The sequence below is a fragment of the Paenibacillus sp. YAE3 genome (assembly GCF_057546105.1).
In genome coordinates this window covers 314,854-328,718 of sequence record NZ_BAAIYF010000002.1, presented here as the reverse complement: position 1 = coordinate 328,718, position 13,865 = coordinate 314,854, and the positions used below count along the sequence as shown (strand labels likewise).

Annotated in this window: 12 protein-coding genes; 5 read left to right on the top strand and 7 right to left on the bottom strand. The window is 53.2% G+C overall.

Features of this window, described 5'->3' with window-relative positions:
* Positions 1-15: 15 nt before the first annotated feature.
* A complete protein-coding gene (locus AC27KL_RS04350; RefSeq protein WP_487168970.1) occupies positions 16-2,295 on the top strand; it encodes an ATP-binding cassette domain-containing protein in 2,280 nt (759 codons plus the stop codon).
* A 100-nt stretch (positions 2,296-2,395) separates the two neighbouring features.
* Here AC27KL_RS04350 and AC27KL_RS04345 read toward each other — a convergent pair whose 3' ends face one another.
* Together AC27KL_RS04345 and AC27KL_RS04340 are read right to left on the bottom strand one after the other, a co-directional pair.
* Positions 2,396-3,229 carry a hypothetical protein gene (locus AC27KL_RS04345; protein ID WP_487168969.1) on the bottom strand — a complete coding sequence of 278 codons (834 nt, stop codon included), beginning with the start codon at positions 3,227-3,229 and terminating at the stop codon, positions 2,396-2,398.
* Between the two features lie 454 nt (positions 3,230-3,683).
* Positions 3,684-4,490, bottom strand: a complete 807-nt coding sequence (locus AC27KL_RS04340) for a helix-turn-helix transcriptional regulator (RefSeq protein WP_487168968.1) — start codon at positions 4,488-4,490, stop codon at positions 3,684-3,686.
* Positions 4,491-4,803: 313 nt separating this feature from the next.
* On the opposite strand from AC27KL_RS04340, the gene AC27KL_RS04335 reads away from it, so the two are divergent.
* Positions 4,804-6,264 (top strand): sulfatase family protein, encoded by a 1,461-nt coding sequence (locus AC27KL_RS04335; protein ID WP_487168967.1) that lies wholly within the window; start codon positions 4,804-4,806, stop codon positions 6,262-6,264.
* Positions 6,265-6,359: 95 nt separating this feature from the next.
* Here AC27KL_RS04335 and AC27KL_RS04330 read toward each other — a convergent pair whose 3' ends face one another.
* The 3 genes from AC27KL_RS04330 to AC27KL_RS04320 form a co-directional block, all read right to left on the bottom strand.
* Positions 6,360-7,295, bottom strand: coding sequence for an exosporium glycoprotein BclB-related protein (locus tag AC27KL_RS04330; RefSeq protein WP_487168966.1), 936 nt, complete (start codon positions 7,293-7,295; stop codon positions 6,360-6,362).
* Positions 7,296-7,565: 270 nt separating this feature from the next.
* Positions 7,566-8,156: a TetR/AcrR family transcriptional regulator gene (locus AC27KL_RS04325; protein ID WP_487168965.1), complete on the bottom strand. Its 591-nt coding sequence runs from the start codon at positions 8,154-8,156 to the stop codon at positions 7,566-7,568.
* 13 nt (positions 8,157-8,169) lie between these two features.
* Complete coding sequence (locus AC27KL_RS04320) at positions 8,170-8,925, bottom strand: alpha/beta fold hydrolase (protein ID WP_487168964.1); 756 nt, start codon at positions 8,923-8,925, stop codon at positions 8,170-8,172.
* Between the two features lie 247 nt (positions 8,926-9,172).
* On the opposite strand from AC27KL_RS04320, the gene AC27KL_RS04315 reads away from it, so the two are divergent.
* Positions 9,173-9,709: a hypothetical protein gene (locus AC27KL_RS04315; RefSeq protein ID WP_487168963.1), complete on the top strand. Its 537-nt coding sequence runs from the start codon at positions 9,173-9,175 to the stop codon at positions 9,707-9,709.
* A gap of 80 nt (positions 9,710-9,789) precedes the next feature.
* Here AC27KL_RS04315 and AC27KL_RS04310 read toward each other — a convergent pair whose 3' ends face one another.
* Entirely contained in the window at positions 9,790-10,323 is a 534-nt protein-coding gene (locus AC27KL_RS04310) for a YjgB family protein (protein ID WP_487168962.1), read from the bottom strand.
* Between the two features lie 507 nt (positions 10,324-10,830).
* Between AC27KL_RS04310 and AC27KL_RS04305 the strand changes: the two genes are divergently transcribed.
* Complete coding sequence (locus AC27KL_RS04305; protein WP_339325111.1) at positions 10,831-11,421, top strand: ankyrin repeat domain-containing protein; 591 nt, start codon at positions 10,831-10,833, stop codon at positions 11,419-11,421.
* A gap of 138 nt (positions 11,422-11,559) precedes the next feature.
* Here the strand turns inward: AC27KL_RS04305 and AC27KL_RS04300 are convergent, their stop codons facing one another.
* Complete coding sequence (locus tag AC27KL_RS04300; RefSeq protein WP_487168961.1) at positions 11,560-12,774, bottom strand: MFS transporter; 1,215 nt, start codon at positions 12,772-12,774, stop codon at positions 11,560-11,562.
* A 206-nt stretch (positions 12,775-12,980) separates the two neighbouring features.
* Here AC27KL_RS04300 and AC27KL_RS04295 point away from each other — a divergent pair, with 206 nt between their 5' ends.
* Positions 12,981-13,817, top strand: a complete 837-nt coding sequence (locus AC27KL_RS04295; RefSeq protein WP_487168960.1) for a helix-turn-helix domain-containing protein — start codon at positions 12,981-12,983, stop codon at positions 13,815-13,817.
* Positions 13,818-13,865: the final 48 nt, after the last annotated feature.

Sequence of the window (13,865 nt, the reverse complement as noted above, 5' to 3'; positions counted from 1 at the left end):
AGAGGAGGACAAACGATGAAAAGGCATCGACCTGACGAACAAGATCACATCCGCATCGTCGGAGCAAAAGGGAAAAATTTAAAGGATGTCGACGTATCGGTTCCGAAAAAACGGATCACGGTGTTTACCGGCGTTTCCGGTTCCGGCAAGTCGACGCTTGTTTTCGATACGATCGCCGCGGAATCGCAGCGCCAGTTAAACGAAACTTACTCGAGTTTTGTGCGCCACCGGATGCCCCATTACGGGCAGCCGAATGCGGATGCCATCGCCAATTTGCCGGTAGCCATCGTCATCAGCCAGAAACGGATCGGCGGGAATTCGCGTTCGACCGTCGGGACCATCACGGATATCTATTCGCTGCTGCGGTTGTTGTTTTCCCGGATCGGAAAACCTTTCGCCGGCGAAGCTGAAGTCTTTTCGTTCAACAATCCGAAAGGCATGTGCCCGAAATGCGAAGGGCTTGGGACCGCCAAAGAGATCGATATCGACCAGCTCATTGACAGGGACAAATCCTTAAACGAAGGAGCCATTCGTTTCCCGACGTTCAGGCCCGGCGATTTTCGCTGGAAGCGTTACGTTTGCACGGGTTTGTTCGACAACGACAAAAAACTGAAGGATTTCACGGAGGAGGAGTGGGATACGCTGCTGTACAAGTCGGGCTTCAAACCTCCGCATCCGACGGAAGGATGGCCGCCAACCTCCACGTACGAAGGAGTCGTTCCCCGAATCGTTCGCAGCTTTCTCAGCAAAGATCTAAGGGATGCCGAGCTGTACAAGGAGGATATCGAGCGTGTGGTCAGACGGGGGACGTGCCCGGCATGCGGCGGCGCAAGATTAAATGCCGAAGTGCTGAAATGCCGGATCCAAGGGAAAAACATTGCCGAGTGCACTGCGATGCAGGTCAGCGATCTCATCGATTTTTTGGGCATGATTCATGATCCGATCTTATCGACCATCGTCGAGGCGCTGAGGTTTCGTTTGCGGCAGATGCTTTCCGTCGGGTTGGGATATTTGACTTTGAGCCGCGAAACGGCCACCTTGTCGGGCGGGGAATCCCAGCGGATCAAGATGGTCCGCCAGCTCGGGAGCAGCCTGACCGATCTTGCATATATTTTTGACGAGCCCAGCATCGGCTTGCATCCGCATGACGTTCGCAACATCAACGAGCTCCTCAAGCAATTGAGAGACAAAGGCAATACCGTGATCATCGTCGAGCATGATCCGGACGTCATTCGGATCGCGGATCATGTCATCGATATGGGGCCTAGGGCGGGCATCCACGGCGGGAACGTGGTTTACGAAGGGGATTTCCAGGGGCTGCTGGCGTCGGATACGCTGACGGGGAAATTCCTGAAGGAGAAACCCGCGCTAAAACAGGCAACCCGATCCCCATCCGGATGGCTGTCCATACAGGGCGCGAACCTGCATAATCTGAAAAACGTCAGCGTCCGTATTCCCCAAGGCGTCATGACGGTCGTAACGGGCGTAGCCGGATCGGGAAAAAGCACGCTCATCAATCAAATCCTCCCCCGGTACGCGCCGGAGGCCGTCTATGTCAATCAGGATGCGGTGCATGCCTCGAGCCGTTCGAATCTAGCGACGTTTACGGGCATGTTCGATCTCATTCGGACGCTGTTCGCCAAACGCAATCGGGCGGATATTTCCCTATTCAGCTTCAACTCCCGGGGAGCTTGCCCGGAATGCAAAGGGACGGGGCTCGTGACGACCGACCTGGCGTTTATGGATTCCGTGGAAACGGTATGCGAGGTTTGCGGGGGACAGCGGTTTAAAAACGAGGTGCTTTCCTATACGGTAGACGGGAAAACCATCAGCGACGTGCTTCGCATGTCCGTGGAAGAAGCAGGTAACTTTTTTGCGGAACCCGAGATCCTGGCGATTCTGGCCCGTCTCCGCGAAGCGGGAGCAGCCTATTTGACGCTTGGCCAGCCGCTCAGCACATTGTCCGGAGGGGAGCTGCAAAGGATCAAACTTGCAAAAGAGATGGAACGGCAAGGAGGGATGTACGTTTTGGACGAGCCGTCGACGGGGCTTCATTTGTCGGATATCCGGCAGCTGATGCGAATGCTGGACCGTTTGACGGATCAAGGTTGTACCGTGGTGGTCATCGAGCATCACCTCGACCTGATCAGCCGGGCCGATTGGATTATCGATATGGGACCCGGAGCGGGACAGGAGGGGGGAGAGATCGTATTTTCGGGGACGCCGGAAGACATCCTTGCATGCGAAAGGTCAGTTACGGGGAGGTATTTGAAAAAATATCTTCAAGATGGATAAGGCGCAAGCGGTTCGGGGATTCCGCCCAAACGATAGGGGTTAGCCCGCGGGAACCCTGTTTCGACTCGTTGGGATCGCCGCCGCAGCCGACGCCGGCAGCTCAGGGCCGAGCAGAATCGTGACGACCGTTGTCGAGCGAAAAGCCGTCCTCATGTTCGATCGCCAGCGTCAGATAATTTTTTAATACGGCAGCGTATGTATCTCTTTGTTGCCTCGTCGCGTGCGACCTAAAAACTTCAAACAACGCCACCGATTTCTTGAAATGCTGGTGATCCTCGATTTTATCGGCAAATATCAACGATTTTATCGTGTAATGGATGGCTTCTTTATAGTTGCTTTTTTTCAAATGGTAGATCGAAATCAAATACAAAATCGAAAGATAATAGGAGCGGTCGGTCGGGTTCAGGTCCCGATGGTTCATTTTTTTGATGTATTCGAGCAGGGGGTTCACGATGGTGTCGACGTCAAGGTCATGTTTGTTGGCGCATTCCAAGATCGTGACCAGCCCGGGCAGCGTTTCGGAAGGATATTGATGGATGAACGATGCATACTCTTCGATGCTGTCCGTATTTCCCGACGAAATTTCGAGGGTATACGAGTTGGCCTTGGCCAAAAAGCTGAAGTCTTCGATGATGCTGGCGTTGCTTTTGCTTCCGTCCGAAAACAGGCTTAAATCCCGGTACTGATCGATGCATTCCATCGCTTCTTTATATAGTTTCTTCTTCTGATAGGCTACGCCTTTCATCAGGTTGCTGTATCCCAAATAATAAACCAGCGGCCGTTCCATGACGGGCTTGGGTTGATCGGAGTCTTCCCTGTAAGGGCCGTACACTTTATCCAGCAGCTCATCCGCCAAAAGAATAAGATTGTCCCAGTTTTCAAAAGAAAAGGCCATACGAAGCATAGTCACTAATGTGTCTGCGTTGGTATTCATTGCGGATGCCCCTACTCCCATATGTGTCTCCTCCCTTTATATTCCATAGGTTGAGTGTATAGATAAATTGCATGGTGGTCAATTATTTTCACCTCACGCCGAAGGAGATCAGGGGAGCAAAATAAGCGGGCTTATTGGAAAAAGCAGACGCCGGGAAGGGCCTCATGCAAAGGCATCCCCCGTCAAAGATTGTTTGCGCAAATAGGCGAAGCTGTCGATCACGCCCATATACATGCGCCGGATCACCTTGGAACCGCGAATGATGAAAAATGGATCGGGTACAGTACGAAGTATGCGTGATGAGGGAAATGAGAGACAGCATGTGATAACCCACGCACCGATCCGATCGCCGCCCATCCCGAAGGGGGATGCAAACCGCCGCAAACGGCGGCAAGCTGGCTGGATTCGGCGAACCAAGGAGCGTTTCTATAGCCGAAACAAGCGGCCTCCGGCATCAAACCAAAAGCTTGGACGTTTCCGAAAGGCTTCCCCGTTTCGCGTATTCCGTAGGGGACATTCCGGCGAGCTGTTTGAACATGCGGCAAAAATAGGAGGTATCGTAATACCCCAAATATTGCGCTATATCGGCAACCGTCATGGTGGAGCCGAGGAGCAGGCCGCAGGCTTCGAGGATGCGGAGCCGGTGCATGTACCGGATCGGGGAGTGGCCGCAAACCTCCTTGAACATGGCCGTCACGTAGTTGGGAGTAAGCCCGACGAGGCCGGCCAATTGTTCGATTTCGATCTGGTCGCGGTAATGCGCAAGCAAATGCTTTTTTATCGTTTCGGCATATTTCAGTTTGCTGGGCGTTAGCTCCGGGGATTTTTCCATCTCGCGGGCAAGCGTGCCGACCAACTCCTGAAACAAGCCTAAACAGATGAAGGCGCGGTAGCTTTTGCCGCCCCTCATTTCCTCGTGCAATCTCTCGCAGAGGTCGAAGACCTGCAAGGGATCCGGCATGCGGAATTTCGCAAACCTCGCTTGATCGAGAAACGGGATTCCGGTTATCGGGGCGTTGTCGTAGGCGAATAAAATCGTGAATTTTTGATGGGCCGTTCCCATCCAATTACCGCCGGCCCGGCGGGTGGACTGCGGAATGAACAATGCATCGCTTCGTTCCCCGATCACTTCCTCTCCGTTAATGTCGTACCGGACTTTTCCTTCCTTCACGATCGAAAGTACGTTGTAAGGGATCGATTCAAGCTGCGTATGCCAGTTCGGAATATGGTTGTCGAAGTTTACGCTGATCAACTGGAACAAGGTAACCGCCCCTTTCAAGCAAGTTCTATCCCAAACCCTAACATAAAGAACATGGACCGTAAACATTCTTTTATTGTCGATGTCGGGTCCTCATGAATTATAGAATTGTACAATTAAGAAGGCATGTTGTTCAAAACCACAAAAGCAGGGCGGTTGTTTTCGGCTGATGGAAATTGAGAAATAACTAGCGAATTGGCCTGCGTGCAGCAGGCTAGGGAGCGCGTGAATCATTCCAAATCATTGGAGGAATATACATGACGATCACGGCGCCTGTGGCCTATAATTTTTTACAAACGGGGAGAGGATGGATGGAATGAAAATCTTATTGCTCGATTTGGATTCGACGAGACCGGATCATCTCGGATGTTACGGCTATCACCGGAATACCTCGCCGAACATCGATAAAATCGCCGCCGAAGGCGTCCGGTTCGAAAACTACTATACTTCCGACGCGCCTTGCTTTCCGTCTCGGACGGCGCTCATGACAGGGCGGTTCGGCATTCATAACGGGGTCGTCGGCCATGGGGGGACGGCGGCGGACGTTAGGCATGAGGGGGCCGACCGGGACTTTCATGATAAATTGACGACGGAAAGTTTTCCTGCGCTGTTCCGCAGGGCGGGCATGAAGACGGCGCTCGTCAGCCCGTTCGGAGAACGGCATTCGGCCTGGACCTTTTACGCGGGATTTAACGAAATCTATAATACGGGCAAATCCGGCATGGAATCCGCCGAAGAGGTGACGCCCACCGTTTTGGATTGGCTTGAGCGCAATGCGGATCAGGATGATTGGATGCTGTACGTAAACTATTGGGATCCGCACACGCCGTACCGCGCTCCGGAATCGTTCGGCAATCCGTTCGAAAACGAGCCGCTGCCTGCTTGGATCACGGAAGAGGTGCTGGAGCTTCATAAGAAAAAAGTGGGGCCGCACGGCGCCAACGAAATCAATATGTACAACAGCGACACGCTGCCCAAATATCCGCGCCATCCCGGCGAAATTCAATCGATGCGCGACCTGCGGAGGATGATCGACGGCTATGATTGCGGAATCCGGCATATGGACGATCACGTCGGCGCCATTTTCCGGCTGATGGAACAAAAGGGGATTATGGATGACACGGTCATCATCATTACGGCGGACCATGGGGAAAACATGGGCGAGCTTGGCATCTACGGGGAGCATGGAACGGCTGACCAGGGGACTTGCCGCATCCCGATGATCATCCGGTGGCCGGGCATGCAAAAAGGGCTCGTCGATACCGGCCTCCACTACCATCTGGACCTGCCTCCGACGATGGCCGAACTGCTAGGCGTCTCCCCGGCGCCAAGCTGGGACGGCATGAGCTATGCGGGGACGGTCGCCCGCGGCGAACAAACCGGACGCGACTTCCTGGTCGTATCGCAGTGCGCCCATGTCTGCCAGCGGAGCGTTCGCTTCGGGGACTGGCTGTACGTTCGAACCTATCATGACGGCTATCATTTATTCGATAAGGAGATGCTTTTTAACATCGCCGAAGATCCGCATGAGCAGTATAATCTTGCCCGGCAGCGCAGGGATCTGTGCAAGGAGGCCGTTTATTTCCTGAATGAATGGCATGACCGCATGATGGAGACGATGAAGTTCGACGTGGATCCGCTCTGGACGGTTATGAAGGAAGGCGGACCGTACCATGCCAAAGGGCATTTGCCTATGTATATTGAGCGGCTGAAGAAAACCGGCCGCGGGGACGCGGTAGAGGAGCTGATGAAGCGCCATCCGCGGGAATTCGCCTAAACAAGGCGCAGGAAAACAAGTCACTTGACCGTTTCTTTCGGACAAGTGACTTGTTTTTTTCACGCATGGCTGATGATTCGCGTATACATGAACTATCAGACGATATTGACGCCGGCACTAGCATATCCGGCAACCGTCGTGACGAGCGTCGTTCCGGCTGCCGTTGCCGAAAATACCATCAACAGCCGGGTTTGAGGCGTTACCGGAATGTTCAGGCCGGTCGTAATGCCATTTGAAATGGTGCCGAGGGCCAATACCCCGGTAAGCGGAGGAGCCAGAGTTACGGAAGCTCCTGGGATGGCTGTGAATATATTGTTTGGCGTCGTCGAACTATAGAGCTGCGCCGTGATGGTAACGGTCGTTCCAAGCAGGCTGAGGGCTAGCGTGGTACTGAAGTATGCCGCAATCGACGTAATGGTTCCTGCGCGCGGAACGGAGAAGGCAAAGTTCAACAGCGTGCCGCCTGCCCCTGTCAGGTCGATCGTCGTTCCGGCCAAGGTGATGCCGGAAACCGAGTTTCCGAAGCCTACAAGGCTTGTAGTGCCGACCAAGCCGCCGGCAATGGTCGTCAAAATCGCAGGAATACCGGAAGCGAAAGGAATGATCGCGCCTCCGCCCGCAGGTCCCGTGGCTCCCGTCGCCCCGGTTGCTCCCGTTGCCCCGGTAGCACCCGTCGCGCCGGTTGCGCCGCCTGCCGGCCCTGGTGCACCGGTTGCCCCCGTTGCACCTGTGGCGCCGGTAGCTCCGATAGGTCCGGCGAGTCCTACAGGCCCTTGGGGTCCTGCCGGTCCGACCGGTCCTTGCGGTCCGACGGGTCCGATGGCGCCGACAGGTCCCGGTGCTCCGACCGGTCCTTGCGGCCCTTGCGGTCCGACGGGTCCTCTGAAGCCTACCGGTCCTCTAGGACCTCTTTTGCCGATTTTTCCGCGGCAGCATACAAGTTTTTTTCCATCTATGCACTTGCGCGAAATTTTACGGATTTTGGGTTTGACGACATGTGGCTTATGGTCTTCTTTTTTACAGTGACTCAAGTACAATCGCCTCCTTTGGGTTTGGTTTACTATACGTTTGCGGGTACCGAAAGGTATAGACGATTGACGAGGGGTAATAGCGGATTCTTCGGCATCTATCTAAACCGGCGATGCCGAATGACGTATGGAATAGCGGGCCGACTGGCGGAAATGGCGGCTTTTTCGGCCTCTCGAATGTTCGGGGGGCCATTTGAATTATGGGCGGCGATTGCGGCCGGATCCCGGCCGAACATGAAACGAAAGACCATCCGGGGCTCCGGAATGCGCCGGTTAATCCGCTTTGCAGAACTCCCTGATCAGCTGCTCTTTGATGTCGGAAACGGGGTAATGCTCCGGATAGGTGGAAATCATCAGCATGATGCCCTGCAAGGTGGAGGAAAAATAAAGCGATCTGACTTGCGGTTGAACTGCCCCAAGGCGTTCGAACATACGGGTTTGCACCTTAAATTGTTCCGCCATTTCCTGATTGAGCATGCGGCTGTATTTGGCCAGCGCCAAATCTTCTTCCGGCTGGGTTTGCAGATGCAAATAAAAACGAAAAACTTGCGGACGCTCATATACGTTGTCGATGGCGCCGTCGATGATGTGCATCAGTTGATCCGCAGGCGCTTCCAAGCTCGCTGCCGCCTCCATCACGGTTTTGATTTCCCGTACGCGGTGTTCAACCATCTCGGCAAGAAGCTCTTCCTTTCCTTTATAGTAGTTGTACATCAAACCTTTGGATACTCCCGCACGCCGGGCCACGTCATCGATGGAGGCGCGATGGTATCCTTTTTCGATGAAGATTTCCATGGCTGAGGTTCGGATGTTTTCCTTGGCAAGCTGGCGGACCCGCTCATTGTCTTTCTGCGAACGCGGCATGCGTTATACCTCCTTACGAACTTGTCAGAAACTGCTTGATGTGGCCGGCAATTTCATCGCCATGCGTCAACATCATCATGTGATCCCCGCCTTCGATCCGGACATGCCGAAACGAGGGAGCGCGCTTAAACTCGTCGGCAATCAAAGAGATATCTTCCCAATCACAAGTTCCTTCAATGAACAATGTAGGGGCCTCAAGCTGCTCCAAACGTTCGATTGCCGGCGTTTCGGGCCATATCAGTTCAAAGCTTTTCCATTCGGTAAACACTCTTTTCATATATTGCAGGTGCATATCGGCAAAAAAATCCCGCTGCGGACTGGACATCGTTACGCGATAGGGCAGGCCTTGCAAGGAAAATTCAGTCATTTTTACGTAATTTGGGGCAAGAGAATTGACCTCCATCATCCAATCGGTGTACGGCTTGGAGAAGGCGAATCCGGAAAGTGACGGGGCAATCAGGATCAGCCGGTCCGTCATCTCCGGATATGTCAGCGCAAATTCCGTCGCCGCTTGCCCGCCCATCGAATGTCCGATCAGAACGGCGGATGCAAGATTCAAATGGTCCAGCAGGTTTTTGATATCTTGGGCGATGTTCATGGGGGCATGCGGAGCGGGGGAACGTCCGGTACCCCGTCCGTCAAACGTGATGACCTGATGGGTCACGGCGAGCGCAGGCGCGATATATTTCCACGTTCTAGAATCGACGCCTCCGCTGTGAATCATGAGAATCGGCGAACCTGTTCCTTGAACCTCATAAAATAAATCCATGGCGCTTCACCTGTCCTATTGGAAATTTATGACTCACAATGCATTATATTTTAAGACTGAATGTTCAGTCAATGAAAAAACGGAGGTCTGATTAAACGTCATCGTTTACCGTTCGGATCTTTCAGGATCGACTATATATGTCGGCAAAAACGACAAAAACCGGCAAAAAACCAGACGGAACCATTGTAATATTTTTCTAATTGTCCTATGATGATAGTAACTTTGCATGGGAGGATCAAAACAGGAAATGAAGAAGACCATCGTACTATTGGTTCTGCTGCTGCTGACGCTGCCTTACCAAAGCGCATTTGCGGCAAGCGTATCCACCGCGACCGTAGAGAAACTGTATTTCGAAAATTATAAAAGCAAGGTCAAAGAGGTGAGGGAAGCACAGAAGGCCCTTTACGGTTCGCTTTGCTCGGAATTGCCCGCTTTGACCGCCAAGGCGAAAGCTTCGGCAGCGCAGTATAACAACCTTGTCAAAAGCAAGGCAGGCAAGGAGGCGTTGTCCCAAGCGAAAACGGTGCGGGATCAAGATAAAAAAGCGCTGCTGGACGCCAAAAAGGCCTGCACGAAAAAAGTGAACGATGCCAAAAAGCGCAGCAACCTCCAATTGAGGGAAGTGGACAAGTACAAGCGGGATTTATCCGCAATGATCAAAGCGCACTTGTCAGGAAAGGATCAGATGCGGGAGGACGAATTCAGCAAAAAGGTTCAGGAAGGTTTGACCTACATAAACGACAAGCTCGACAACATCGTCAGGGAGCTGAAAAACGCCCGTTAACGGGCCGCTCGCTTCCCTGAAGCAACCAAAAAATCCTCTTTCGTCCGCATGGGCGAAGAGGATTTTTTATCGTATCCGCATTATTTTGTGGTCAAATTGATATGGTCGAGGTCCGTGCTGCTGTTGAAGATGAATTCCAGCTTGTAATTTCCGCGGTTATAGGTCAGTTTGGTTTGCGTCGTTTTGCCGTTTTTGAACGTGGACGTGGAACTTGGAGCGTACCAGTGCTTTTTAAGCATGCTCATGGTGATGCCGCCGATATTGGTTTGGCGTTCCACGTTCGTGCCGAAATAACGGATTTCGCGGATTTTATTTTGTTTATAGGAAAAGGCGAAACCGGGGCTGCCCATGTCGGCTCCGTACAAATCGAAAGCCCCTGCGCTTTTTCCGGGAAGCGTAGGCTCGCCGATCTTTTGGATCACGTCTTGCCGGGTGCTTTTTCCGACGGTAAGACCGCTCACGTATCCGGGAAATTGCCCTTTCAAGGCAGGCTTGTAAAAGCTGTTTAGGGTTTTAAGCGCTTGCTCGGCGGCATATCCGTCGGCACTTGCGGCTGAGGCGGCTTTTGCTTGCTGGACCGTATAAACGCCATCTCCGCTTCCGAAAGCTCCCAAGCATACAGCTCCCGCAACGGTAAAGGCCAATATGGATTTTTTTATCGTCTGATGGATCATTGTTGTTCCTCTCCTTTCGAGTTCTACTAAATCATAAGAGAGCCGTTGAAATTTTTGGTTACGAAGTCATGAAAATGAAATTTCAGTTTTGACACCCGTAAAAAGGGGGTTGGCGCTTCCCGTGACGCATTTGCGAATCGGGGCAAGCGTTGCGATTTGGAAAATTCCTGCAAAGCTATCCCGTTCCGCGTCAATTTCCCCTTCCCCCGCAGTTGCCGTCAAGATATATGAAAAACCTAATAAATTATTATTTTTTGTATATTTTCCATATAGAAGCGTTCGTGATAGCATCGAGATAGGCAAGGAAGGGAGGGAACGGGATTGTACCGATTTTTGGCTTCGTTTCTTGTCGTCGCCATGCTTTCCGGATGCGCTTCGATTTCCGCTCCCACGCAGCCTGTTCCGATAGAATTTGAATCTAAGGATAAGAAGGTGGATGCGATGGATCTGGATCAGCAGCTCATTTCGTCGGCGCAGAAAGGCGACACGGCAAACGTGCTGAAGCTGCTTCGAGACGGGGCGGATGTCAACGCTACCGACGAACGCGGCAGAACGGCCGTCATGGCGGCGACTTACAACAACAAAGCGGATACGGTCAAAGCGTTGATCGAACATGGCGCAGACATCAACATACGCGACCATAACCTGAATAACGTGTTTTTGTATGCCGGAGCGGAAGGATTCCTGGACATCCTAAGGCTCGCCATCGATGCCAAAGCAAATACGAAGCTGACGAACCGTTTCGGAGGGACGGCATTAATTCCCGCATCGGAACGGGGACATGTCGAAGTGGTCGAGGAACTGCTCGAGCGTACGGATGTCGACGTCAACCATATCAACAATTTGCATTGGACGGCTTTGCTCGAAGCGGTCATCTTGGGCGACGGCGGGGAACACCATCAACGAATCGTTCAACTGCTGGTGGATCATGGAGCCGATGTCCATATAGCCGACCGCGAAGGCGTCACCCCGCTGCAGCATGCGCAAAGACGGGGATACCGGGACATTGAACGGATTTTGAAAGAGGCCGGAGCCTGAAAGAGCCTGAAAATATGGGTTCGAACGACGTGATGCCCGCATACGAAAAAAGCGAACGGACAGTCCGTTCGCTTTTTTGCTTGAAGCGTCCGGTTCTAAATCTGACGGGGACACATCATTGGCGACACCGGCAAAGAACTAGCGATTGTTGCTTAACAAAGGGGCATCCTCGGAACGGACCGTTCGGATTTTCCGGTTGCCGATTTTCAGCTGGATCAAAATCATGATAACCACAACGATCATCAAACCGAAAAGCGCCGGCGGGAAACCGCCCGTGATGTCGTGGATAAAACCGACGCTCAGCGGTCCGAGGGAAGCGAAGATGTAACCTCCGGACTGGGTCATGGCGGACAGCGCATTGGCTTCATCCGTGCTGGCCGACTCATCGATCGGCAGCATCAACGCCATCGGGAACAATCCTCCGGCGCCGATCCCCAGGAAAATGCACGTCAGCCAAGGCGTCACGTGAAGCTGGGTGAGCAGCAGTCCGGCAAGCTCCATCGCGGCGCATCCGACAAGCCATACGACGCGGTGCTGAAACCGGCTGACGAGAATAGGGAGCAAAAAGCTGACCGGAATTTGGATAAGCGTAAACAAAGTTAATATCATGCCGGCCGTATGTTTGTCATACCCTTGTTCCTGCACGATCGGAGGGAGCCAAGCTGTCAGCGAATAAAACATGAACGCCATCATCCCGAAAAAGCTGGTCAACAGCCAGGCACGCTTATTTTTTAACGGCAGCTTGAAGCCGCCGGCCGGATTCGTTTGCACGGAACTGACGGCTGCCGCTTCGGCCCGTGCCGGGGTTTTCTTGACGGGTCTCCACCATAACAGCAGCGCGATGACGGCCATCAACGACCAGGAGGCGGCGGAAGCCTGCCAGGAATGGCCCAGCGCATTTTGGAGCGATACGGACAAACCCGATCCCAGGGCCGCCCCGACGACCATTGCCATGGAATAAACGCCGACGATCGCCGATGGGTTGGAAAAGTTCTTTTTGATAAAACCCGATAAAAGCGGCCCGATCACGGCAATGCCCGCGCCGGCGAGAAAAGCGGTGAGAAGCATCAGCCACGCGCTGTATGCGTAATACCTCGCCGCCGTCGCCAGGCCGATCAGCAGCAGGCAGTACGCAATGGTCCGCTCGATGCTCAAGCGATTGCTCAGCTTCACCGCGGCGGGGGCGAAAAATCCCATGCAGAGCACCGGCAACGACGTCAGCAGGCTGGCTTCGGCGCCGCTCATGCCGAGCGAGTCCTGGATCGTTCGCAGCAAGGGAGACACCGAGGTGATGACGGGACGCAAATTGAGGGAAGCCAGAAAAAGCGCGGCGATCAAATAAACAAAACGCATGATGTTTCATCTCCATCCGATATGTTCTAAGTCAATAAAGTCTAATCCAGTGTATAGGGAGAGCATTAATTGATCAATATTATTGTTTCTATTGAAATCATTCGAATTTCGAATGATGACTGCCGGGCGAAAAAGGATCAAGCTTCCGCATACTTCGGTGAGGTTCGCATAGATGATGAATAACAAACGATGAAGGGAGATCGGAGATGGAGCTTGTTCAGCGTCAATTCATGAATCATCAGCTTTCCCGGCTGCGGGTCCAATTGCTTCTCGCCAAAAGGTCCGTATGCCATGCCGGTTGGCGGAGGCATCGGTTTATCCCTGCATACCACAAGCTTTATTTTATTTGCGACGGGGAAGGGTGGCTTCAGGTCGGAGGGACGCAGCTGCGGCCCAAACCCGGGGAACTGGTATTCATTCCCGGCGGATTGGAGCAGTCCTACTCGGTGACGAACGGTCCGCCTTACACGAAATATTGGTGCCATTTTCGGGCCAACGTTCATTTTGAGCAATTGTTTCATCTATACGGCCTTCCTTATGCGATCGATGCCGGCCATTCTTCCGAATTGTACGGCCGTTTTCGGGAGCTGGTCGAGCAGCGGGTCAGCGGGAATCCGGCAGCACCTCTCCGAATCCAGTCCGCGCTGCTGTCCATTATCGCTTATTTCCTGGAACGGGCGGTCCGAACCCCCGGTGCGGACGCAGCCTGCGCTTCGCCGGAGCTGCTTGCGACGCTCGATTTTATCGATGCCCATTTATCCGCTGAGCTTACCATTGAAGAACTGTCCCGGCATGCGCATTTTCACCCGAACTATTTCATCCGGATGTTCAAGAGGCATTTGGGCATGACGCCGATGCGTTATATCCGGGAGCGCAGGCTGGAGCATGCGCAGGAACTGCTGGGAGCGACGGAGCTGCCCGTAAGCGAGGTGGCTTACCAAAGCGGTTTCAGGGACGTATCCCATTTTTCCGCCGCATTTAAAAAGAAGTCGGGGGTATCCCCGTCCGAATATCGAAACGCATGCCTTCCGGATCCTGGATGACGACGCTGCTTTCGACATCGTCCGGACCAAGTCGTTTGTTTTGCAACA

Excerpts from the sequence above, each read along its gene's own strand:
- AC27KL_RS04320 (WP_487168964.1), bottom strand. The coding sequence starts at position 8,925 with ATGGATTTATTTTATGAGGTTCAAGGAACAGGTTCGCCGATTCTCATG.
- AC27KL_RS04350 (WP_487168970.1), top strand. The coding sequence starts at position 16 with ATGAAAAGGCATCGACCTGACGAACAAGATCACATCCGCATCGTCGGA.
- AC27KL_RS04295 (WP_487168960.1), top strand. The coding sequence starts at position 12,981 with ATGGAGCTTGTTCAGCGTCAATTCATGAATCATCAGCTTTCCCGGCTG.
- AC27KL_RS04345 (WP_487168969.1), bottom strand. The coding sequence starts at position 3,229 with ATGAATACCAACGCAGACACATTAGTGACTATGCTTCGTATGGCCTTT.
- AC27KL_RS04315 (WP_487168963.1), top strand. The coding sequence starts at position 9,173 with ATGAAGAAGACCATCGTACTATTGGTTCTGCTGCTGCTGACGCTGCCT.
- AC27KL_RS04300 (WP_487168961.1), bottom strand. The coding sequence starts at position 12,774 with ATGCGTTTTGTTTATTTGATCGCCGCGCTTTTTCTGGCTTCCCTCAAT.
- AC27KL_RS04325 (WP_487168965.1), bottom strand. The coding sequence starts at position 8,156 with ATGCCGCGTTCGCAGAAAGACAATGAGCGGGTCCGCCAGCTTGCCAAG.
- AC27KL_RS04335 (WP_487168967.1), top strand. The coding sequence starts at position 4,804 with ATGAAAATCTTATTGCTCGATTTGGATTCGACGAGACCGGATCATCTC.